The 23,145-nt window shown below is 55.2% G+C and carries 21 protein-coding genes and 1 pseudogene; 17 read left to right on the forward strand and 5 right to left on the reverse strand.

Annotated elements, in window-relative coordinates; translation table 11 throughout:
* The 3 genes from ACTIKR_RS13380 to ACTIKR_RS13390 all read left to right on the forward strand — a co-directional run.
* The coding region (locus ACTIKR_RS13380) for a hypothetical protein (RefSeq protein ID WP_442328080.1) at window positions 1–581 on the forward strand (581 nt) is incomplete at its 5' end.
* Between the two features lie 266 nt (window positions 582–847).
* Window positions 848–1,717, forward strand: a complete 870-nt coding sequence (locus ACTIKR_RS13385; RefSeq protein ID WP_100699336.1) for a TauD/TfdA dioxygenase family protein — start codon at window positions 848–850, stop codon at window positions 1,715–1,717.
* 93 nt (window positions 1,718–1,810) lie between these two features.
* Window positions 1,811–3,178, forward strand: a complete 1,368-nt coding sequence (locus ACTIKR_RS13390) for an Nramp family divalent metal transporter (protein ID WP_100699335.1) — start codon at window positions 1,811–1,813, stop codon at window positions 3,176–3,178.
* Window positions 3,179–3,225: 47 nt separating this feature from the next.
* Here the strand turns inward: ACTIKR_RS13390 and ACTIKR_RS13395 are convergent, their stop codons facing one another.
* From ACTIKR_RS13395 to ACTIKR_RS13410, 4 genes and pseudogenes are all read right to left on the reverse strand, one after another.
* Window positions 3,226–4,239, reverse strand: a complete 1,014-nt coding sequence (locus tag ACTIKR_RS13395; RefSeq protein WP_442328081.1) for a LacI family DNA-binding transcriptional regulator — start codon at window positions 4,237–4,239, stop codon at window positions 3,226–3,228.
* Between the two features lie 169 nt (window positions 4,240–4,408).
* Window positions 4,409–4,708: a HigA family addiction module antitoxin gene (locus tag ACTIKR_RS13400; RefSeq protein WP_442328082.1), complete on the reverse strand. Its 300-nt coding sequence runs from the start codon at window positions 4,706–4,708 to the stop codon at window positions 4,409–4,411.
* A 54-nt stretch (window positions 4,709–4,762) separates the two neighbouring features.
* Window positions 4,763–4,816 (reverse strand): annotated as a pseudogene (locus tag ACTIKR_RS13405) (type II toxin-antitoxin system RelE/ParE family toxin); the annotation flags it as partial.
* 274 nt (window positions 4,817–5,090) lie between these two features.
* Window positions 5,091–6,011, reverse strand: a complete 921-nt coding sequence (locus ACTIKR_RS13410) for a LysR family transcriptional regulator (RefSeq protein WP_100699332.1) — start codon at window positions 6,009–6,011, stop codon at window positions 5,091–5,093.
* Between the two features lie 114 nt (window positions 6,012–6,125).
* On the opposite strand from ACTIKR_RS13410, the gene ACTIKR_RS13415 reads away from it, so the two are divergent.
* From ACTIKR_RS13415 to ACTIKR_RS13445, 7 genes are all read left to right on the forward strand, one after another.
* Window positions 6,126–7,280, forward strand: a complete 1,155-nt coding sequence (locus tag ACTIKR_RS13415) for an iron-containing alcohol dehydrogenase family protein (protein ID WP_442328083.1) — start codon at window positions 6,126–6,128, stop codon at window positions 7,278–7,280.
* Between the two features lie 21 nt (window positions 7,281–7,301).
* Window positions 7,302–8,177, forward strand: a complete 876-nt coding sequence (locus ACTIKR_RS13420) for a TauD/TfdA dioxygenase family protein (protein WP_100699330.1) — start codon at window positions 7,302–7,304, stop codon at window positions 8,175–8,177.
* Between the two features lie 62 nt (window positions 8,178–8,239).
* On the forward strand, window positions 8,240–9,217 hold the full coding sequence (locus tag ACTIKR_RS13425) for a Bug family tripartite tricarboxylate transporter substrate binding protein (RefSeq protein ID WP_100699329.1): 978 nt from the start codon (window positions 8,240–8,242) through the stop codon (window positions 9,215–9,217).
* A gap of 11 nt (window positions 9,218–9,228) precedes the next feature.
* On the forward strand, window positions 9,229–10,416 hold the full coding sequence (locus tag ACTIKR_RS13430) for an alpha-hydroxy acid oxidase (RefSeq protein ID WP_100699328.1): 1,188 nt from the start codon (window positions 9,229–9,231) through the stop codon (window positions 10,414–10,416).
* Entirely contained in the window at window positions 10,413–10,832 is a 420-nt protein-coding gene (locus ACTIKR_RS13435) for a nuclear transport factor 2 family protein (RefSeq protein WP_100699327.1), read from the forward strand. The genes ACTIKR_RS13430 and ACTIKR_RS13435 overlap by 4 nt, the downstream gene beginning before the upstream one ends.
* Before the next feature lie 12 nt (window positions 10,833–10,844).
* Window positions 10,845–11,615 (forward strand): fumarylacetoacetate hydrolase family protein, encoded by a 771-nt coding sequence (locus tag ACTIKR_RS13440; protein WP_100699326.1) that lies wholly within the window; start codon window positions 10,845–10,847, stop codon window positions 11,613–11,615.
* A complete protein-coding gene (locus ACTIKR_RS13445; protein WP_100699325.1) occupies window positions 11,612–12,604 on the forward strand; it encodes an NADPH:quinone reductase in 993 nt (330 codons plus the stop codon). Before ACTIKR_RS13440 ends, ACTIKR_RS13445 begins: the two co-directional genes overlap by 4 nt.
* A gap of 125 nt (window positions 12,605–12,729) precedes the next feature.
* Here the strand turns inward: ACTIKR_RS13445 and ACTIKR_RS13450 are convergent, their stop codons facing one another.
* Window positions 12,730–13,695: a helix-turn-helix domain-containing protein gene (locus ACTIKR_RS13450; protein ID WP_370540241.1), complete on the reverse strand. Its 966-nt coding sequence runs from the start codon at window positions 13,693–13,695 to the stop codon at window positions 12,730–12,732.
* Window positions 13,696–13,850: 155 nt separating this feature from the next.
* Here ACTIKR_RS13450 and ACTIKR_RS13455 point away from each other — a divergent pair, with 155 nt between their 5' ends.
* The 7 genes from ACTIKR_RS13455 to ACTIKR_RS13485 all read left to right on the forward strand — a co-directional run.
* Window positions 13,851–16,322, forward strand: coding sequence for a decarboxylase (locus ACTIKR_RS13455; RefSeq protein ID WP_442328084.1), 2,472 nt, complete (start codon window positions 13,851–13,853; stop codon window positions 16,320–16,322).
* Window positions 16,319–18,826 (forward strand): aminotransferase class III-fold pyridoxal phosphate-dependent enzyme, encoded by a 2,508-nt coding sequence (locus ACTIKR_RS13460; protein ID WP_442328085.1) that lies wholly within the window; start codon window positions 16,319–16,321, stop codon window positions 18,824–18,826. The genes ACTIKR_RS13455 and ACTIKR_RS13460 overlap by 4 nt, the downstream gene beginning before the upstream one ends.
* A gap of 128 nt (window positions 18,827–18,954) precedes the next feature.
* Entirely contained in the window at window positions 18,955–20,124 is a 1,170-nt protein-coding gene (moeB, locus tag ACTIKR_RS13465) for a molybdopterin-synthase adenylyltransferase MoeB (protein ID WP_442328086.1), read from the forward strand.
* A gap of 25 nt (window positions 20,125–20,149) precedes the next feature.
* Window positions 20,150–20,584 (forward strand): Mov34/MPN/PAD-1 family protein, encoded by a 435-nt coding sequence (locus tag ACTIKR_RS13470; RefSeq protein ID WP_100699321.1) that lies wholly within the window; start codon window positions 20,150–20,152, stop codon window positions 20,582–20,584.
* A gap of 70 nt (window positions 20,585–20,654) precedes the next feature.
* Window positions 20,655–20,927: a MoaD/ThiS family protein gene (locus ACTIKR_RS13475; protein WP_100699320.1), complete on the forward strand. Its 273-nt coding sequence runs from the start codon at window positions 20,655–20,657 to the stop codon at window positions 20,925–20,927.
* Window positions 20,928–20,994: 67 nt separating this feature from the next.
* Window positions 20,995–22,818 (forward strand): CoA transferase, encoded by a 1,824-nt coding sequence (locus ACTIKR_RS13480; RefSeq protein ID WP_442328087.1) that lies wholly within the window; start codon window positions 20,995–20,997, stop codon window positions 22,816–22,818.
* A partial coding sequence (locus tag ACTIKR_RS13485; RefSeq protein WP_442328088.1) for an AMP-binding protein occupies window positions 22,815–23,145 on the forward strand: 331 nt, incomplete at its 3' end. The genes ACTIKR_RS13480 and ACTIKR_RS13485, both read left to right, overlap by 4 nt.

Below are 23,145 nucleotides of genomic sequence, written 5' to 3' on the forward strand. Positions count from 1 at the left end.
TTTTTGCCGATTTGCCGGCAGATCACGCTTTTGCAAGTCTTAAGGTTATGCCCGATGTCGCACCTGTTCTGCCCTGGATCATGGCCGTTAGTCCAAACTCGGCGGCGCGCGCGGGGGCGCTGGGTTTGCCGCTTGCGCTCTCGGCCTTTCATAAACCGGAATTCGCAGTTGAGTCTGCAGCCAGTTATCGCCGCGCCTTTCGGGCGTCTGATCGCCTGGGCTTGCCACGATCGCCACAAATTTTTCTGGCGATCAGGCTGAGTACGGGTGTTGACCAGGATGAGGCCGAACGGCTGGCCATGCCCATGCGCTGGTGTTTTGATCAGCGTCGTCGACTGGAAACCATGCCCGACCGCTTGCCTACAGTGGATGAAGCGGTAGCGCTGGCCGGCGGCGTCTGGCCTGCAGAAACGGCCCAATGGCCGATGTATACGATCTGCCCCTTGGAGCATTTGCGTGATCGGTTGCTCATGATGGCGCAAGCCGTTGGCTGCGACGAGATCATGCTGCAAGATGTATTGCCTGACCCAGCCATGAGGCTCGCGCATTACACCGCAATCGCACAGGTGATGGCCGATTGAGTTCGCCTTTTTTGCGCAGAAGCGATAGCAGTTTAACTACGCTAAGACGCGTCTAAATACAAGGACGTAACAAACAGTATCAATTCCGGATTGCTGGTTAAGGGTTTTTGTCGCGTAATATGATTACGTAGTCATTTTTTGACAAAAGTGCTATCGCATGCCGTGTTGCTTCGGCGTTCGGCCGTCACCTTCGGAAATTGACCTGCCTGTCTGTAAGAACTAACAATAATTCACGAGCCTATTGCTGCTTTAGAGGAGGATTCATCATGAGTTTATCAATTGCACCCGTTCACCCCCATTTTGTTGGTGAAGTGAGTCACGTCGATCTTCGGAGTGCTGACAATCAAGCGTTGCAGGCGATCCGGGATGGAATGGACAAGTACGCAGTACTCGTTTTTCATGGTCAGCCGATGACGAACGATGAACAATTAACATTTGCTCAGCGTCTGGATGGCGAGCTGCACACTAAAACGTCGCTATCTGTGTTGGAAAAAAGCCGTTTCGGAACCAATGCCATTACGGATATTTCAAATGTAAATGACAAAGGCGAGGTGCTCAAAGCCGATGACCGCCGTCGTGTCAGTTCATTAAGCAATCGGCTTTGGCATACGGACGCGTCTTTTAATGACCCAGCCGGGCGTTATTCTATGTTGTCGGCCAAGGTAGTGCCTCCGGTCAGTGCGGATACGGAATTTGCGGATATGCGTGCTGCCTATGATTGTCTGGATGAAGAAACCAAAGAGAAAATCGAAGGTCTGGCTGTATTTCATTCCATCGTTTATTCGCGTCATGTGCTGGGCTTCGAGTTTGCAGAAGAAGAAAAGGCCAAGTTGCCCGGTGCCGTTCATCCTCTGGTTCGCGTCATTCCCCGTTCTGAAAGAAAATCGTTGTATTTGGCCTCACATGCCTCGCATATTGTTGACTGGCCTGTGCCCGAAGGTCGCGCCTTGCTGCGCGAGCTAACCGAACATGCAACCGCCCGTGAGTTTGTCTATCGGCATGCCTGGAAAGAAAATGATTTTGTAATATGGGACAACCGGGCGACGATGCATCGGGGTTTGCCCTTTGATGACAAAAAATACCCCAGAGAGTTACGCCGGACGACCACGCTGGACCTTGAAATGGTAACCGCCTGAACCACAGTGGCGATGCAGCAATAAGATACTTCGAAAACTAGTTGGCTGCATCACAGGCGAAATAATGACTTATAACAAGGAAGAGACAAAGCTATGACTGTAAATGCAACTGACATAAAAGCGTCAGGGAAGTCGGGTGTGCCGCCGTTTGCTGAAAATACGGCCTCCAATGCCGATCCGGCATCCGTGGGCGCGCCCATACCTTCAACATTCTGGGGCTATGTGAAGTCCTTTGGACCTGGTATTGTCCTTGTCCTTACCTGGTTAGGGGCGGGAGACCTGGTCGACAATGCGGTGGCAGGAGCCCATTATGGGTACACTCTGATGTGGGGGCTTGCGCTGGCATTGGTTGTGCGATATCTGCTTGTCAGCATTATCGCCAACTATCAACTGATGAATATACAGGGACATACCATCTTTGAAGGGTATACCAAGGTATGGAAGTATTATCCAATATTGCTGGCAATTGGCGGCGTCGTTCTTGGCCACTTTTATGAGTCTTATACCATCAAAGGGTCAGGAGAGGCCCTGTATTATCTGACCGGCCAATCGGGTTCCGTCATGCTCTGGAGTATTGTCGCTGTGATCGCGGCGGTGCTGATTACTGGTAAGGCGGTATACCGCTATCTGGAAAATGTAGAAAAAATTATTCTGGTGGTTCTGGCCGCGAGCCTCATAGGCGGTGCCATTGTGGCAAAACCAGATGTTAGCGCGATTGTCGCTGGTACTTTGGCGTTTGAGGTTCCTCAGACAGTGGGCTCTTATGGCGCTTTACTGATTGTTATATCCCTCATTGGTGCGGTAGGCGGTTCGCTGGCCAATTTGCTATATCCCACATTCATGAAAGAAAAAGGATATATCCGACCGGAGCATCGCAAAGTGCAACGGTATGATTTGCTATTCGGAATTTTTGTCATTATTGTGCTGGATCTTGCCGTCTGGGTAATGGGGGCAGAAGTATTGCACCCGCGCGGTATAACAATATCCAATTTCAATGACTTGGCGCATCTGCTCGGTCAGGTGGCTGGACGCCTTGGCGAATTAATTATTTATTTGGGGGTGTTGTGCGCCTGTTTCAGTTCGGTCATTGGCTATGCGCACGGGTTTCCGAAAATGGCAATGGAATGTGTGTATTGTGTTGCCCCTGAGCGCAAGGAAAAGTACAAGGCTGCACCCAGCAAAGATCCCCTGTTTCGCCTGACTTACTTTCTTGTTGCCATTTTGCCTTTGATGTGGGCAATTCCCGGTATGCCGGGTTTTATTCTGTTGACGATTTTTGTGAATGCAGCACAGGTTGTGCTGATGCCTCTCGTTTCCATTGGTTTGATAGTGTTGATCAACCGTAAAGATCTCATGGGTGATTTGGCGGGCAATAAATTCCATACCATCATGCTTGTATTTCTCACCGCACTGGCAATTTGGGGGTCGTACGTTACTTTCGCTTCAATGCTGGAAGCTTGAGTGCAGATGCGTATAGGGGTATTGCAGGATGAGGGCGGTGCGGCAGGCTATTGGCCGTTTTTGCTGGTGGTCTCTCGAATGACGAGTTCGTTGGAAAGCCTCACTGTCTCTGGCTTAAGTTCAGGGTTTTCGATCCGCAGCAGCAGACGGTCGACAACCAAAGCAGCCATGCTTGGCAGTGGCTGCCGGATCGTTGTGAGACCGATCGCTTCCCAGCCAGCCATTGGGATATCATCGTATCCCATCACCCAGAGATCTTCGGGAATGCGCTTGCCACACGCCCGGGCGCCATCGAGCGCACCGATTGCGATGATATCATTGGTACAAAAAACGGCGTCAACATCGGGTGCTAAACCCAACAGGGCTTGCATCGCCTGATAGCCATTTTCGTAGGTAAAAACAGTGAATTGAGAAGGAGGGTGAATAAGTCGAATGGGCCTGGTGGCATGCTTCAATTTCTCCATAAACCCTTTTTCTCGATCCAAAATTGTGCTGGCTTCGGAAAATCCGGTAAGCAGGCCGATATGCCGGCGCTTGCCTTTGACAAAATATTCCGCCGCTATCTGGCCGCCGTTGTAATTATCGCTGATCACGGCATCATAGGGCCGACCAGACAGGTTACGGTTCAGAAATACAACCGGCTTGCGATGGGCAATTATCTGGTGTTGTAGCCGGGAAGAGGCAACAGCTGTCGCGAAGATAACGCCGTCAACATCACTTTCAGCAATTGCACTCGCCGTCGCATCGTCCAGCTCAGTGCTTGTTTCCCATATCGTGGTTTTTAAGCCATGACTCGCTAGCTGGTTGACGAGCAGATGCAAAAGAGACGGGTATAGCGGATTCGTCAGGTTGGCCACGACCACTGCGATGGTGCCACTGCGATTGGTCTTCATCTGACGTGCTGCAGCATTTGGCATATAGCCATGTTCCCGGATTACTTGCAGCACATGTTCGCGTGTTTTGGTCTTGATACTGGGGTGATTTCTGATCACACGTGATACTGTGCTTTGCGATACGCCTGCTAGAAGGGCGATATCCTGGCTGGTCAGGTTTTTTTTCATTTGGCGAAATAATATTGTTATGTCATGATAAGCGAATATTTGATTGACCCGTCATCTAGCGGCTCGCTTTGTGTAGTTCATATGAAATAACGTAGCAATGGCGCGTCATATGATATCTATCCATTGAGTAATATAGCAGACGAAAAACTACGACGAGAAATTGCAATTGCTATATTTGAGCGTGCTCCAGGGGTTTGATGTTAGCCAGTACTTCGGCTAGTGCGTCTTTTGTTCGTGCCTGATCGTAGCTCAATTGCAGGCCAGTCCAAAACTCATCAGACGTGCCAAAATAGCGCGACAAACGCAGGCCGGTGTCCACAGTCACAGCTCGATTGCCCGCGATAATCTCACCGATGCGCCTTTGTGATACGCCAATCTCTTTTGCCAGCCGATATTGGCTGATGTTCATCGGTCTCAAAAATTCTTCCAGCAAGATCTCGCCAGGCGTTGGGTATCGCACGGTACGCATAGTCACCTCCTGGTGCTAGTCCACAATTTCAACGTGCTCGATGTCATGCTCAGTTCAGACAAAGCAGATGCGCCATTGATCATTGATACGGATGCTGTATTGTCCTTGCCGACTCCCTTTTAGTCGTTCTTGCCGATTATTCGGTGGGTGCGCCGGTCTGGAATGTTAGCGGCCTTTTCAAGCACGGGCACCGTTTCAACATTGACGAAACGTGCAACTCGGATGCGGTCAAGCATGGTTCTGGTGTTCTTACAGGCAAAGGACTTGATCGTATAGTAACGTAAACAGATAGTATCAAGATCGTGGATAAAGTCGATTCGCCGCTTCCAAGCATTGAAGTCAGCTGAGCGAAGAACAGACGCCACGACCCACGGATGTTCTCTCACATTCTTCCCGACGTGCTCGACCAGTTAACGTCCTGGAAATGTTTGCGTAAATGGTCGATAAATAGTCGCACCTTGTAGGGCAGGTAGCGCTTGCTTTGGATGACCGCATAAATATCCAGTCCTTCGCATTTATAGTCGGGGAGCACCACCTGGAGTCGGCCCTGGGAGATCAATTCTTCGACCATATAGCGCGGATGCATGGAGATGCCGTAGTGGCGCAGCGCCAGATGCAGCAACGATTCGCCCAGATTCGAGTTGAAAGATCCGCCGACCTGCACTTTATGCAGCTTGCCCTGGGCATCGGTCAATTGCCAGGTGGAGGTGGGGTTTTTCAATGTATGAACCAGGCAGTTGTGGTTTTTTAAATCGGCCGGATGTTTGGGGTTTTTTGCCCGTTCAAGAAAATCGCTAGTGGCAACCAGCACTTGCGGCACCACGGCAATCTTGTAAGCGATCTGGCTGGTGTCACGCAAATGAGGAGCAATTCTGACAGACAGATCCATATTTTCTGCAATCAGGTCGCTTCTGCCGTCATCAAGCTGCATGGTGATTTGTACTTCCGTATAGGCTTCCAGGAACGCCTGGACGGCGGGCGCCAGGTGAACGGCACCGAATGAAGGCGGCGAACCCACGCGAATTCTCCCGGTCGGCAGTTGCACTGAGCTGCGTACCAGATCTTTGAGTTCGGTGAGTGCCCGCGACACGCTATCGGCATTGCGCAATAGAATTTCACCGCTTTCTGTCAGACTCACGCGTTTGGTGTTGCGCTGGAGCAATTGCGTTTCGAAGGATTGCTCCAGCCAGGCGATTTTCTTGGAAATAACCGAGCGGCTGGTGCCCAGCCTTTCGGCCGCTTTGGTAAAGCTCAGGCCTTTTGCTACTTCCACAAAGACCCCAATACATTCGACAGTGTTCATGGTCGATCACAACCTTTGTTCGTGATATGGAAACAGTCATTTTGCCATCTGTTCCTATGCACAGGCAATCGTGCTGCATAGAATGGCCATAATTCTTGACTACCGTTACGCATCATGAGTATCCCACAGATTGATTATCACCTGTTCGGCACGCACGTAAAGTTCGGCCCCGGCTGCGCCCGGGATTTGCGTAGTGAACTGGATGCGCTGGGCAGCAGGCGTGTGCTAGTGTTAATGCAACAGCGCATGGCGCACTCTGATAGCTGGGCTGCCTTGCGGCAAACGCTGGATGGTCTGCAAATGCAGATGCACAGTTCGGTGCCGAACCATAGCAGCGTTGTCTGGGTCGAGCAACTGGCTAGCGAGATGGCTCAATTTCAGCCGGACAGTATTGTCGCGCTGGGCGGCGGCAGTGTGTCAGATTCGGCCAAAGCGCTGGCCATGTTGCATGCCGAAGGAGGTCCGCTGGCCGACCATGTGACGCGCTTTACGCCGCCGGCCCGTGTCCACGTGCCGCTGCGCACGAAACCCAAGCTGCCGATTATTTCACTGCCCACCACCGCATCCGGCGCTGAGTTGACACCATCGTTCGGCGTAAGGCAAGACGAGCACAAGCTGCTTTTCTGGAACCGGCAGCTGGCCAGCCGTACGGTGCTGCTGGATCCGGATTTAAGCGGCGATATGCCTTTGACGCTATTGCGCTATACCGCCATGAATGGGTTGGCACACTGTTTTGAAGGCATGTATTCGCGCAGCCGATCACTGATTTCCGATGGCATTGCACTGCAATCGATCGAATTGTTTGCCCAGGCGCTCACCGACAATACGCTCGATGAGAAGGAGCAACGCTGGCGTCTTCTGCTTGGCGGACATCTATCCGGCATCGTGCTATCGATGGCCAAAACTTGTCTTCATCATGCCATTTGTCATGTCATTGGCGCCCGGCATAACGCAGGACATGGGCAGATCAACACCATTATCCTGCCTCACGCGCTTCGGTTCAATGACAGCGTTGCCGGCACCAGCCTTGCTCCCGCACTGGTCATGCTGAATCGAGTATCGGGCACAAGCCATGCAAGTGTTTCCGACTGGATTTCAGCTGTGATTGAGCAACTGGGGTTGAGTGCGTCCCTGGCAGATATTGGCCTTACCAACAATGACTTTTTGCCGATTGCGCAGCAAACCATGACAGAGCGCGGACTTGCGGTCAACCCCCGTCCCGTCAGCCACGCTGATGAGATCTTATCCATTCTAAGGCAAGCCGCCTGATACTTTGTAGAGGACTAATTTATGAGAATCGAACCAAAAGACGCCAGCCTGGGTGCGACGATTTACGGAATTGATTTATCAATGCCGCTAAGCGCCGATAATTACAAGGCAATTGAACAGGCGCTGGGGCGGTATGGTGTTATCAGTTTTCCCGAGCAGGAACTGACTGCTGGCCAATTGCGGGATTTTTCGGAGAACTTCGGCAAGCTGGAGGTCAATGTGGCCAATCTGTTCCATGACGAGCAGTATCCGGAAGTGATGATTCTGTCGAACATGAAAGAAAATGGCAAGCCGATCGGGCTAAGCGATGCCGGACAGGACTGGCATACCGATATGTCCTATAGCAAAACTATCGCGTTTAGCAATGTATTGTATGGCATCCGTATCCCCTTTCGTGACGGAAAATCGCTCGGTAACACGGCCTTTTGCAATATGCACGCGGCGTATGACGGTCTGACTGAAGAACTGAAAGAAGAGCTCGACGGCATGACCATTACACATGACTTTAATAAATTCTGGGACATGATGCGCCGGGAGAAGGGCAGTACACGCCCACCACTGACCGAGGAGCAGCGTAAGCGCAAGCCTCCCGTATCGCATCCTGTTTTTCTTACGCACCCGATTACCGGTCGCAAGGTGTTGTATGCCAACCCGGGTTATTCCATGCGTATCAATGAGTTATCCGAAGCACGCAGTGACGAGGTTTTGCAATTTCTATTCGAACACCAGGTACAGGAAAAATACTGCTACCGCCATCAATGGGCCCAGGGCGATGTGCTGATGTGGGACAACATGGGCACGATCCATAACGCGGTCGCAGACTATGGGCCGGATGAGCATCGTTTGATCAAGCGCTGTCAGGTTATGGCCGATAAATATTTTCCAGAGCAGTACTGACACTGAGCTGATCCGCGCAGGTGTCACTGCGCAAATAACACAAATCCAATTGGAGACTAACTATGAAGCTGATCAAAAATCTGGCCATCGCCGCTGCAGCGATGGCATGTTTTGTGACGGGCGCAGCTGCGGCTGCAGACTATCCTGACCGGCCGATCCGCATGGTGCTCGGATACTCTGCGGGCGGCCCGACCGATGTCGTTGCCCGTGTGGTTGCCAAGCACATGAGTGAAACGCTGGGCCAGCCTGTGGTCGTGGAAAACAAGCCCGGCGCCAGCGCACATATCGCAGCCAATGATATTATCAATTCAGCCCCTGACGGCTACAAGGTGCTGGTGACCTCGCTGACCTTGAATGTGAATCCGCTGCTGTATCCGGATCGTTACAACTATGAGCCGACCGAGGTTTTTGAGCCCGTTAGCAACTTTGTGACGCTTCCCATGGTTGTCGTCACGAATTATAAATCGCCGTATAAGGATATGCAGAGCCTGATTGCGGATGCCAAAGCGAACCCGGGCAAGCTGACTTTCGGGTCATCGGGCTTCGGCGGATCGGCCCATCTGACGGCTGAAATGCTTGCGGCGCAGGCGGGCCTGGACATGGTTCATGTACCCTTCAAAGGGAACGGCCCGGCGTTGCAGGAGATGATTGCCGGTCGTATTTCCTTTATGTTTTACCCAAGCGTTGGCATTGCCGATTATGTTGCGGACAAACGTCTGCGCATTCTCGCTGTGGGGACAAGGCAGGCGCATCCGGACTTTCCTGGCGTGCCGACCTTGGAAAGCATGGGACTGACCGGTTTTGAAGAAGCCGCTTCCTTTATTGGCATGTTGGCGCCGGCAGGCACGCCCAAGCCGATTGTGGCCAAGCTGAATCAGGCTGCCGTAGCGGCTCTCGACAAGCCGGAGGTGCAGGCACAGCTCAAGCAACTGGGTGCGCAAATCGTCGGCGATTCGCCCGAGGAATTTCGTCAGTTCCTGATTACTGACAAGGCACGCTGGCAGTCGGTGATCAAGAACGGCAATGTAAAGCCCGAATGAGGATAGAGACAATGAGCCGGTCCACCGTGAACGACTGTTATTGCATCGCGCGTCTGCGGGACATGGCCCGGGCCAGGCTGCCGCGCGGGGTGTTTGATTTTTATGACGGCGGCGCCGAGGACGAAATCACCCTCAATGACAATTGTGCTGCCTTTAGCCGGGTGCGATTGTTGCCTCGGGTGTTGCGCAACGTCTCCCAGGTGGATCTGGCAGCACAGTTATTCGGACGTCGCATGGGGTTACCCATGGCCATCGCGCCGACAGGCGCCGTGGGGTTTGGCTGGCGTGGCGGCGATATTGCCTTGGCGCAGGCCGCAGCCAAGCACGACATACCGTATACGCTTTCAACATCGGCCACGGCGTCGATCGAGCAAATTGCCGACCAGGCGCCAGGCCGGTTATGGTTCCAGGCTTATATCCTTCAAGACAAGGAGCGTCTGAATGCCTTAATCGGTCGCGCCGCTGCAGCTGGCTATGAGGCGCTGGTCATCACGGTAGATCTGCCGGTGGGCGGCAAGCGGGAAAGAGACTTGCTCAACGGGCTGAGTTTTCCCATGAAGCTGGGGTACCGCAACATTGGACAATTTGTCAGAAAACCGTGGTGGTCGCTTAATATGTTGCTGCAAAAGCCGCCCGTGATGCCAAGCCTGCAGGGATTGGCATCACGGCAGGCGGACCGAACCAGGATGCAGGGCGTCGCCGGTATGAACTATGATCCGGCGTTTGATCTGGCAGCGTTACGTGCCCTGCGCGATCGCTGGCCTGGCAAGCTGATCGTCAAAGGGGTGGTCAATCCGCTGGATGTCTCGTCAATACTTGATGTCGGCGTGGATGCGCTGGTCGTTTCCAACCATGGCGGGCGGCAACTGGACACGGGCCTGGCCACGCTGGATGCCTTGCCCGGCATTGTGCAGGCCGTAAATCGTCGTGTGCCCGTGTTGCTCGACGGCGGTATCCGCCGGGGCAGTGATGTATTCAAGGCATTGGCCCTGGGCGCATCCGGTGTGCTGTCTGGTCGTGCGACTCTGTTTGGCGTACTGGGTGGGGGGTACGATGGAGTAGACCGCGCCTTAACGATACTGACTGATGAATTGAGACGAACGATGCAGCTTTGCGGCACGCCCAGCCTGGCTGATATCGACGCTTCGGTATTGGCGCAATCGCCTTTAAACCACGGCAACGGAGATCTGCTGATATGAATGTCGCGATGAAGCAGTGTGAGAACCAGGTGTTGCTTTTTTTCCGCCATCTGGATGAGCGCCGGTACGATGCGTTGGCGGCGCTGCTTGCGCCAGATGCAATATGGCGCCGTCAGGGCAAAGTATTGAAAGGGCCGCAGCAAGTGCAGCAGGCATTGCAGCAGCGGTCTGCGACCATGAGAATCGCCCATATTATTACGAATCTGGTATTCGATGAATGCGAAACGCAAAATTGCACCATCCGGGCCTATATGCTGGTTGTCCGGCATGAACCGGGCGAGCACGGGGCGGGGCCTTGTCCCTTGCGCGGGATTGAGTCCATCCGTAACGTTCTTGTTCAAATGAAACGAATCGACAATAGCTGGCTGATTGCGGAATTGACCGCCGAAGACACACTTTTTGCGGCGAACGCGTAAGGGGAAAAAACGATGAGATGGCTTAGATATAGTCTTGAGGGCAAACCCGGCTACGGGATATTGAGCGATGAGGACATCGTCACGGCGGTCAGGGGAGACCCGCTGAGCAATTATGAAACCACCGCTACAAGACTGAAACTGCAGGACGTGAGCATTGAAGTGCCTATTGTCCCGCCCACGTTCTACTGCGTGGGGCTCAATTACGTCAAGCATATCAGCACGGAAGGATTAACGATTCCAAAAAAACCGGATGTGGGCTACCGGGCAAACAACGCCCTGGTTGCGCACGGTCAGGATGTGATCATGCCGGCAGACGCCACGCGCGTCCATTACGAAGGCGAACTGGTGGTTGTGATTGGCAGCAAAGTGCGCAACATCGCCGTGGACGAAGTAAAAAGATGCATTCTGGGCTATACCATTGGCAATGACGTGAGCGAACGCAATTGGCAGGCGTCGGATCGCACTTTCTGGCGTGCAAAAAATTCGGACACTTTCAAGCCGATGGGGCCGTGGATCAGTACCGAGGCCGATCTGGCAGCCATGCAAACGGTCGTATCGGTCAACGGCGTGGAAAGCACCCGCTTTGACACAGCGGACATGCTTTTTGGCATTGAAGAATTTATCAGCACAATGAGCCGGTATCTGACGCTGTATCCTGGCGATATGGTGTGGATGGGCACCGACGGTCACTCTCCGAACCTGCAGCCCGGCGACCGTGTGGATGTGAGTCTGACCGGGCTGGGCACGCTGAGCAATCGGTTCGTGAAAGCGGCGCTGACATGATGCTGGCGGCGTGGTATACGGCAAACGGCCCTGCCGAGCAGGTGCTGCAGGTGGGCCAACAGCCTGTTCCAGAGGCAGGTGCCGGCCAGGTACGGGTGCGGCTTGCCTGTTCGGGCGTCAATCCATCAGATGTCAAGTCCAGGTCTGGTGCACGTGCGGTGCGCTGGAACTTGATTATTCCGCACAGTGATGGCGCGGGCACGATCGACCAGACCGGCGAGGGCGTGCAGGCCGGTAGAGTCGGCGAACGGGTCTGGCTATGGAACGCACAATACAACCGCCCGCATGGAACTGCTGCCCAGTATATAGTTCTGCCTGCGCAGCAGGCGGTCGTATTGCCCGACAATGTGTCGTTTGAAGCCGGGGCCTGCCTAGGCATTCCGGCATTGACCGCTTATCGTGCTGTGGAGCTTGCCCAGCTGGAAGCCGGGCAGACGGTATTGATTATTGGCGGTGCCTCTGGTGTAGGTTACTATGCTGCGCAAATAGCCCGGGCCCGGGGCGCTCGCGTGCTCACTACCGTTGGCTCGCAGACCAAGGCGGCATTTTTGCGGGAAAGGGGAATCGACGAGTCGATCCTGTATAAAGAAGAACCGGTTGCTGAACGCGTGCTGGCAATGACAGGCGAAAAGGGCGTCAATGCCATTATTGACATGGATTTGTCGACAACCATCGCGTTGGTGGAGCAGGGGGCGCTCGCGTCACATGGCAGGTTTGTCTGCTATGGTTCCAACGAGCGCGGCACAGTACCGCTCAATTATGGTGCGTGGCTGCCGCGATCATTGTCGCTGCACTTTTTTCTGGTGTATGAGTTGACGCAAGCGCAGCGAACGCGGGCAATCGATGGCATCCAGGCTCTGTTGCGTGATGGCCAGCTGCAACACAATATTGGTCCGGTCTATGATTTGACTCAGATTGTATCGGCTCACCAGACAGTAGAGGGCGGTACGTCGTTCGGGAATGTGATAGTGAATTGTGCCGGCAGATAGCCCCCAGGCTCAACTGACGTGTTAGACAAAGCCCAGGACGCCGACCCGCCAAGTCATTGACCGGCCGGGCCCGGCGCAAGCTGATACGGGCTTCAGAAGGGAGCCGGGAAACCCGTCGCAGCGAATCAAGCCCTTTTCTGAAAGACGGTTTTCGGGCTTTTGCCGTAGTAGCGCATAAAGGCAACTGAAAAATTGTTCGGATATTTGTAGCCTACTTGCCACGCCGTCTGCGCCACTTGCTGACCCGATTCGAGCAGCGTGTAGGCCTTGCGCATGCGCAATTCCAGCACGACACCCGACGGTGTATTGTTATATAGGTAACGGAAGCCTTCTTTGAGCTTGTTCTCGTTCATGCCGACCTGCGCTGCCAGGTATTGATTAGTCAATGGCAAGTGTAATTGGTGCGCAATCATGTCCCGGGCCCTTTCCAGACGTTGTACTTCCTCAGACGAAAAGGCGCTGTAGCCTTCTGTCTGTATGGGCGCCAATGCCTTAAACTGTTCTGACAGTAAGCTAAGCGCGTGAATATGGAGCTCCAGCTGGTGCGGGTTGGGTTGCTCGCCGGTAGCTGCCTTCATATACCGATTGATGGCAGCCGCGTGCGCCAGGGTTGCGCTGCTGCTGCCGTAAAAGGCCAGTCGCTGGAACGTGCTGTCACCGAGTATTTTGTCGGCTCGCTCATCTCCTACGTATTTGCGCAGCGTGCTTGCACTGATAACGACCCTCAATTGGGATACCGGTTTGCTGCCTTCGTAACTGCGTTCGCCTCGTAATGCCTGAAAGGATGTGACGGTTGTATGGCCGGCTTTGAACAATACCTCAGGTGTATTGTCGCCGCGATAGACAGACTGTCCCTGCAGGCCCACCGTGACAACAATAACCCGGCCCTGATGCGGCCCCAGCGTTTCCTCCACGATCGGCCTGTCCGGATGATAATGCAGACGTCCGACCAGAATGCCCGATTCAAGCATGATGGACTCTGTATAGCAATTGCCCAATTCCTGGGGCAATTGCTGCCGGACATGGCTTTCATGTCGTTGCTGTGGTGCATGCAGCTCATTGGCCGTCAATCTGCACGTATATTTTTCCACACGATTCTCCATCTATCTTTTTTCATACGAATTGCTCCCGATTTCATAGCAATTAATGAAAATGATTCTCATTCCGGATGATACCATTTTTCCTCAGGATTGACGACGCGAAGCTGGATTTTTCAGATTGGCAAGGATCACAGGAGAGAGACGTTATGGGAAAGAAGCCAGTCGGCACGGTGCAAATCTGCCTGATCAGTCAGGACAGGCAGTTGCAGGAAGATGTCAGGCAGGTAGTGCATGAGATCAATAGTTGGCTGAACGAGAGTCCGAATGTTGCTGCGTCAGAGCTGCAGGGTGACTGCCGGCCGCTTCAGTGCCAGGCGCAACGCTACTTGCGACAGCAGCAAGGCAAGGGGGGGCCAAAACAACTGGTTTTGCACTGCTTTGCATCTTTGGAGGCGGCATCGATCGCGCAGAACGACGATACGATTGCGGGCGAATGCGTTTATCTGGATTCGCGCGGGCTTGGGTTGGCCGCTAACGAAGATCCGTTTGCGAAATTGTTGTCGGTACGGTCCGGCCTCAGGTTTTCTCCATCTTCTGCGGTGTTGTTCTGCGCCGAGTCGTGTCTGGCCAAATGGATGCTATTGCTGGGCGGGAACCGCTTGATACGCACTCCGCTTAGGCAGCGGGATCAGCGCTGCGCAGATCTGTTGCGTCTACTGCTGGATCATCTGGAGCACGCCTATTTCAACCGGCTTTTGGTACGCACCACGCAGCCACAAACGGAACCTGTGGCAGCGGCCAGAGCAGTCTTTGACTTGATGAGAGCGCGCTGGGGACAGGGCTGGGATTTTCATTTTTTTACCGGCTCCATGGTTGCCGGATTTATTGATTCCATGCATGATCTGGCCGAAGGCACGGACATCGGTTTATATAGCGGATGTAATGAACATGCGCTGGCCGTGGGCGCAATGGCCGGCTGGCAATTGTACGGACGGGCCTATGTGATTGCCGTCACATCGGGGATGCTGGATGAAGCCCGGGGGACACTGGACAACCTGCGGCGGACCGGCGCGCCGGGTATCGTTATCTGCGCCGAATCGCCCGAAACGGTATGGTATGCGTTCCAGGGCACACTGAACGCGGACAGCAACGGTCATGCCGTCATTGCGGCCAGAGGGTTGTGGTCTGACTTCCTGCGTGAGCCCGGCGATCTTCAAAGCGGTCTGGCAAATGCCTTTGACGCGCTGGACAATCGCCCCGGGCCCACTTTCGTTTTTGCTTCCCAGTCTGCGCTGGAATCGCGCACGCCGGTGGTCGTGCCGTTAAAACAGAGGACGCCCGCCCCGTCTGCGATCTCGTCGATAACTGAAGTCAGGCTTCGGGAACGATTGAACCACGCCGTTGCAGTTCTTAACCACGATCCGGCTCCCATCCTGTGGCAATGCGGAAGACTTAGTCCGACCCAGCGTCAGCGCGTACTATCTATTGCCAGGAAAACCGGCGTGGCACTGGCCGATAGCATTGTTGCACCGGGTTCTGTTCCAGCGTGGCAGGACGGTATGCCGGTTGCCAATTACCTTGGTCCGCTTTCTATGTATGGCTTTAGCCGGCGCATCTACGAATTTCTGGAACATCGCCGTTGTGTGCCATTTGAGGCGCAGACGCAATCGATTGCGTCCAACGGTGATGTCTCGGGCCTCGCGCACTGCGCGAATGCTCGATCGGCCCGTGAGACGACCGAGACGACGCCGTGGCTGTTTTTCCTTAAGGGCAAGGCCGACCAGTCTGCGACACCTTATTCCGAGGGTAAATTGCGGCGCAGCTTCAGGATCGCCCAGGTAAACCGCAATCCGGCCCATATTGCGCCCTTTGCCGATCTGGGGCTCCAAATGTGCCTGGATGATTTCCTGGACTACCTGGAACCGCGCATCACGCCTGACCCCCTGATTCTTCGGCACCGTCAGTCGCATCTGCAACGGTTGCAGTGCGCAGCAGAAATCATGCCTAGCGACTGCATTGAAACACTGCCCATGACACCGAATTACTTCTTTCAGCGCCTGGGCCAATTGGTCACGGAACTGATTCGTGACGAAGGCTACCGCTACACCGGCGTTTATGACGTGGGGCGCTGCAGCCTGTCGGCGCTGCGCAATATTCCTCGCACCGATCCCGGATTCTCGGGCTGGTACGGACGCGCGCTGATGGGCGATGGCCTGATGGCGCTGCCCTATCTTGCTGTGCGGAACCAGCGCAATGTGCTTGCGTTTATTGGCGACGGCGCGCGGGCGCTGGTGCCCGATATTGAACAGCGCCTGGCCATGTGCGCAGCATCGTCGCCGCATGCCGCCGGACGCAACATCAGCCTGTTTTACTTGAACAATGGAGTTCTTTCGATGATTCAGACCTACCTGGACAAGCGCTATGCCCTTAACGGCAACCGCCAGGTCAATGTTCCGCAGCCAGGCGCCAGAGCGGGGCTGCATGAGGTGGCCGCGCAGCATTACGTGAGCTACCACAGCATCAAATCGTTTTGCCCGGAAACTCTGCGCACGGCGTTGATGGCGCGCGGACAGATCAATTTTTTCGACGTTATGTTGAGCCACAATTCGGACGGCGACGGACTTAGTCTGGTGTCAGAGGAAACCTGGAGCCGTCAGCCGGTGGAGCAATGGACATGAAGTTTGGATTCATTGCCCATCCCACATCGCCGGCTTTATTGAACCAGGTCAAGCTTATTGATCTGGCAGGCCGGATGCTCAAAGAACAAAGCCACGGCTACCATTCGCAGTTCTGGTCCCGGCACAATCTGGTTCCCTTTGCAGACTTTACTCGTATCACAAGTGCTTGCGGACAGCAATGCGACGGAACGATTCAGTTCATGCCCCTGACGGCAGAGCAAATGATGGCCCAGCCACGCAGGATCGCAGAGCGTGTGTTGGACGGGGTCAATGCCTTGCACCACGGTGGCGCTGAACTGGTCGGCCTGGGCGGGTTCACGGCCATTGTCGGCAACCGTGGTCTACAGACGCTCGAGCGCGCGCTTGTACCGGTGACTACCGGAAATTCCTTGACCGCCTTTGCCGCGTACCGCAATGTTGTTGATTGTATGGAGCGGCTGGGCGTATCTGCAGAAAGTGCACAAGTGGTCGTGGCCGGCTATCCGGGATCGATTGCTCAGGCGGTGGCGCGCTTATTGCTGGCCCATGGGTGTCGATTACACCTGGTGCATCGCGGTCCAACGTCGAACCTGCCCAGCGACCTGCCGCTGCAGAGTCCGGATCAGGTCCAGTACCATTCCCGGATGGACGCATGCTACGGCATTGCCCGATTTTTCGTGACCGCCACATCAAGTGGCGGGGTTATTGATCCGGCCCGATTGCAGCCGGGGTCAGTGGTCGTGGATACCGCCCTGCCCAAGGATGTCTTGCCCGGGGCTGGGCAGCGGAACGATATTCTGGTCATTGATGGCGGCCTGGTTTCGGCCACCTCCGACGTCAGTTTCGGAGCCATGGCGCTGGGCCTAGACCCCATGCGAAATTTAAACGGCTGCATGGCAGAAACCATCATTCTGGCCCTGGAGGGCAGGGCGCAGCCATTTTCCATCGGACGGGAATTGCCCGTTGAGCGGGTGCTAGAAATTGGCGAGGTGGCAAAGCGACACGGTTTTGTTCCCAACCCCATGGCAAGCGATTCGGAACCGGTGGCCGGGGCGCGCTTTGACGGTTTGCGCCAATATCATCACAATCCCGAAATCGGCCAGCCTGATCACCCTTTGCCAGCGCATGTTCTGCGCCAACAGGTATTGGACGATTTCGGCAAACACATCAATCCGGTGCTGCGCGAGTTTTACCAATTCAATCATGTGGAGCGCGTTTTCGTTAAGGGAGAGGGGTGCTGGCTGACAGACCTGGACGGTCGTCGCTATCTGGATTTTGTGGCCGGCTACGGTTGCCTCAATACCGGGCACAATCATCCCAAAGTGAGTGCGGCCCTGACCGAATACCTGCAACAGCAGTATCCGACGTTTGTTCAGTATGTGTCCGCGCCCCTGCACACCAGCCAGTTGGCCCGGCGCCTGACACAAATGGCGCCCGGCAAGATGCAGCATGTTTTTTTCAGCAATTCCGGGACCGAAGCCGTGGAAGCGGCAATGAAAATGGCACTGGCCGCCAGCGATCGCAAGGTGATTCTTTATTGCGGCAATGGCTACCACGGCAAGACCCTGGGCGCACTATCGATTACCGGGCGAAGCAAACATCGTAAGCCGTTTGAACCGCTACTGACCCATTGCGAGCAACTGCCTTTCGGTGATGCCCAGGCGCTGCGCGCCAGGCTGGCGCAAGGCGATGTTGCCGCTTTTGTCATGGAGCCGATACAGGGCGAGGGCGGCGTCATTATTCCGCCGGACGGCTATCTTGCGCAGGTCAGGGCCGCTTGCGACCAATACGATTGCCTCTGGGTGCTGGACGAAATACAGACCGGTCTGGGCCGTACCGGCAAGTTGTTCGCCTGCGATTGGGAAGGGGTGGCGCCGGACATCATGGCGTTATCCAAATCGCTTTCGGGGGGCGCCGTACCGATAGGGGCGACGCTGGCCACAGGCGATGTCTGGCGCAAGGCCTATGGCACGATGGATACGTTTGCCTTGCATACCTCTACTTTCGGGGGCGGCAATTTTGCCGCTGCCAGTGCGATGGCGGCACTGGATGTGCTGGAACAGGAACAGCTGACACAGAACGCTGCTCACGTTGGTCCTTATCTGCAACAACAATTGCAGGATATCGCCGATCAATACGGGTTCATCCGACAGGTTCGCGGCCGGGGCATGATGATTGCCATTGAGTTCTCTTATGACATGACTGGCGGCGCTCGCGCCTTGCTGCGGGAGATGGCTGCCCGGATCCCGGCACAGGCATTCATGACGTATCGGATGATGTCCGATAGCCTGCACATGCATCTGAGCCAGGCAATGAAAGAGCTGGAAGGCAGTATGGAAGATCTGTTTGTCTTGCGTTTCATGACACGCCTGTCGCAAGAGCACGGTGTGCTCACCTTCGTGACGGCAAATAATAATAGGGTCATGCGCATACAGCCTCCGCTGATATTGACCATGGAGGAAGCAGATCGCTTTGTTTGCGCGTTTGCTGCGGTGTGTGCGGATATGTCCACAGTTCAACATTGAGCGCCGATCTTACAAATGAATAGATTTTTCTCCTTTATGCAAATGAATGGGCGGTATTAGGGCCTTGTTTTGCCGTCTGCAAAAGGTGAGAATAATAATTATTCGTATTTAAATAAAAGGAACGCGATATGAACATACCGGCCATTGTTGAGCCCGGCGAGCCGTTGAGTCGAGAGGAAATCGGTCGCTATAGTCGTCATCTTCTGATTCCGGATGTGGGCATGACGGGTCAGCGCCGGCTGAAAAACGCCCGGGTGCTGGTGATTGGCGCTGGTGGATTGGGCGCGCCCACGCTACTGTATCTTGCCGCCGCCGGTGTAGGCACTATCGGTATTATTGATTTTGACCGAGTTGATGTGTCCAACCTGCAGCGCCAGGTGATTCATTCTGTCGACACGGTGGGAGAGCTCAAGGTAGAGAGCGCGCGACAGGCCATTGCCCGGCTAAATCCCCTGGTGCATGTGGAAACCTATACCGATAGGCTGGAGCCCGACATGGCCGTAGCCCTTTTTTCCAGGTACGACCTGATTCTCGATGGCACCGATAATTTTGCCACACGCTACCTGGTCAATGATGCATGCATTCTGGCCGACCGGCCTTATGTTTGGGGGTCCATTTTCCGCTTTGAAGGACAGGCTTCGGTTTTCTGGGAGAACGCGCCAGGCGATGCGGGCCTGAACTATCGCGATTTGTACCCCGAGCCACCGCCGCCCGAGCTGGCCCCATCATGCGCAGAGGGCGGTGTGCTGGGGATTTTGTGCGCCGCCATTGCTTCCATTATGAGCACTGAAGCCGTAAAACTAATTACGGGCATCGGCGATCCGCTGCTGGGGCGTTTGCTGGCCTACGATGCACTTGCAATGACTTACCGTGAACTGCCGATCCGACGCCTGCCCGAGCGCAAGCCCATTACTGAGCTGGCCGATTATGAATTTTTTTGCGGCCTGACCCAAACCGCGACACCCGAACGAACCACTGACCAGATGACGGTCAAGGAATTGAAGGCACTGCGCGATGCGGGCAAGGCGCCAATTCTGATTGACGTGCGCGAACCGCATGAACGGGACATTGTCAGTATTCCCGATGCTGTGCCGCTGAGCAAGTCGCCGACCGTGGCGCAGGAAATTGTCGAGCGCTACGGGCAAGAGCAGCCGCTGGTCATTTCCTGCCGCTCGGGCGCCCGTTCCCAGGCGGTGCTGGAAGAGCTGTTGAAGATCGATCGCCGCAATGTCCGGAATCTGGAAGGCGGCGTACTGGCATGGGTGCGGGATATTGACCCATCGCTGCCAACGTATTGAATCGAAGACAGGTATTGAAAACACCATGGCCCTTATTATGAACAAGGCGGTTTACGCCCAAATCATGAAGCAGGCGCAGCAGGCGCATCCTGTCGAATGTTGCGGCATGCTGGTGGCGCCGGCTGGCCGCAGCCACGTTGCCAGGTGCATTCCGATGCGCAATGTGGCGGCATCGGAAGTGTACTTTTCCTTCGATTCGACGGAGCAGCTGCGGGTTCTGCGCGATCTTGACGAGCGTGGCGAACAATGTATCGGTATCTATCATTCTCATACGGCAACCCACGCCACGCCCAGTCGTGAAGATATCGAATTTGCCAACGACCCCGATATGCATTATCTGATCGTTTCGACCTGGCACGCAAGCACGGTGCCGTTTCGAAGTTTCCGCATCATCGCCGGCAGCGTATTTGAAGAATCGATCCACCTTGTTGCCGCGACACAGGCACAGGCCGTGGCATGAGCGCAACGCGCCTTCCCGCTTGCGCTCAGACACTTACTCATTAACTCATTAACTTGAACAAGGAATCACTATGTCGATATCTATTGCCGTTCCCACCATTTTGCGCCCATTGACCAACGGAGAGAAAAAAGTCCAGGCTCAGGGCGAGACGGTCGCGGACATCATCAAGCACCTGGATACGCAATTTCCAGGTGTTGGCGAGCGGCTGGTCAAGGATGGTCAGGTTCATCGCTTCGTGAATATTTATGTGAATGACAATGACATCCGTTTTTGCGAGGGGCTGGACACGAAGACAAAGCCGGGCGACAGCCTGACCGTATTGCCCGCCGTGGCCGGTGGCTGAACCGGGCTTGTTCCGCGTGTCGCATCCATTCATTGAAACCTATTTTTTGTAGATAGCAACAACCATCATGGCAGAAACAATTTTAGAAAACCTGGGCGTCAACTGGCGGCCGGGGACGGTCCCGCAGGATTGGACGGAACTGGGGGCCAGCGTGTCCCGGCAAGCGGCATTGCTTGGCATGCAAGAGGCCAACCTCGTCGATAATCCGGCAGATGCGTTGTGTAGTCTGCACCATCCCAAGGCAGGTGCGGTACATGTCGGCCTGGGAGACGATATTGGCTCGGGCAGCCCACATATCACCGAATCTACCCTGCAGGCAGTTTGTGGTCTCATGTCTGTCCATGGCAGGGCAAGCGGAGGCCCGCAGCCGCTGGGCTTGCCTTATCTGTCTGTGCTGACGGGCGCCGTGACCCTGCAAAGCGGTCTGGCAGGTTTGCTCGGGCAAATGAATGGAGGTGCATTCGAAAAAGTCGAGGTCTCTGCGCTCGCTTGCGGCCTGCTCAGTGTCAGCCAGTACCTGGCCGGTGCTAGCGCCCAGGAAGATCCGGAACAGATTGCGCCGGGCAGCACCGACCCGGTATTGCGTCCACCTTTTACGTCTGCCGATGGCGTTGTCTTTGAAATCGAGACATTGGACAGTGCGCCGTGGCGACGCTTCTGGGAAATACTGGGACTGGATCCCGAAACGGCAGGGCGCGCCTGGACCGCATTTTTGCTGCGCTATGCCAAGGCGATTGCCCCCATTCCTGGCGTGTGTCTGCAACTGTTGTCCGAAGTGCCTTATAGCCGTATCAGCGAGGCTGCCGGCAAGGCGGGGCTTGCCCTGGTTCCGGTTCGCACACTTGACCAAAGACGCAAAGACCCCGACTACGCGCGTGATGCGGTATCGCCCTGGAAAATATCGTGCGATAGTGGTTTGCCATATCTGCGGCATGGGGTGCGGCCCAATGAGTTGCCCTTGCAGGGAATTCGGGTGATCGAATCGTGCCGACGTATCCAGGGGCCTCTGGCTGGGCATATGCTGGCCATGCTTGGCGCCGAAGTGATTCGTCTGGAACCGCCAGGCGGGGATCCCTTGCGGGCGATGCCGCCGGTAGCCAATGGCTGCTCGGTCCGGTTCGACGCCCTGAACCATTTGAAACAGGTGCGGCAAGTGGATATCAAAAGCGAAGCCGGCCGCCGGCAAGTTTATGAATATGTCCGTGAGTCGGACGTGTTTCTGCACAACTGGGCGCCCGGCAAAGCGGCCCAGTTGCGACTGGATGCCCAAAATATGCATGCGATCAGACCTGATTTGGTTTACTCCTATGCGGGTGGCTGGGGCGATGCCAATATCGCAGCGCCGGGCACTGATTTCACGGTCCAGGCATGGTCGGGGGTGGCTTCGGCAATTGCTGCAAGCAATGGTATTCGGGGCGGATCGCTCTTTACCGTGCTCGACGTGCTGGGCGGGGTAGTCGCCTCTCTGGGCACGACAGCCGCATTACTGAGACGCGCCAGTACGGGCCTGGGCTGCAGCGTGGAAAGTTCCTTGCTGGGCGCGGCAGACTTGCTGATGCAATCGGCATCGCTGAGTCAGGCAAAGGGCGGGTTTTCCAAAGTGTTGCCAACGCGGGACGGCATGCTGGCGATTGAATGCACAACCGAGGGGCATAGACAGGCGCTGGACAGGATTCTTGGCATGACGTGTTCAGGGCAGGCCACTCAGGCGCAGCAAATCAGTCTGGCCAGCGATCCCAGTGATATCTGGGTCTCGCGGCTGCGGCTTGAGGGTATCCCATGCAGCCCCGTTGTGAGCAATCTGGCCGATATGGCTACCCATGGTCAACTGGCCAGACATCTTAACCATAAGTCCTATTCTTCCGTAAATTGTCCTTGGAGCTTTTCATGAATTCAGCCGGTATCATCGATCTTGTTCCCCATTCACTGCGTCGGCGCTGGGCGCAAGAGTCCCTTTATCCGGACAAACCGGTATTTGAGCTGTTTCGGGAAAAAGCACAGAACGCCCCCGATAAGCCGGCCGTCTTGTCCGAGGAGAGCACCGTCAGTTATGGTCAGTTGTACGAGCATGCATTGCGCCTGGCTACAGGGTTGCGCGGCGCCGGCGTCATGCCTGGCGACGTTGTGGCCTATCAACTGAGCAATCATTGGGTGTGTTGCGCCATTGATCTGGCGGCTGCCGCGCTGGGAGCCATTGTCGCACCGTTTCCGCCAGGGC

The sequence above is a fragment of the Advenella sp. genome (assembly GCF_052108595.1).
GTDB lineage: Bacteria > Pseudomonadota > Gammaproteobacteria > Burkholderiales > Burkholderiaceae_B > Advenella.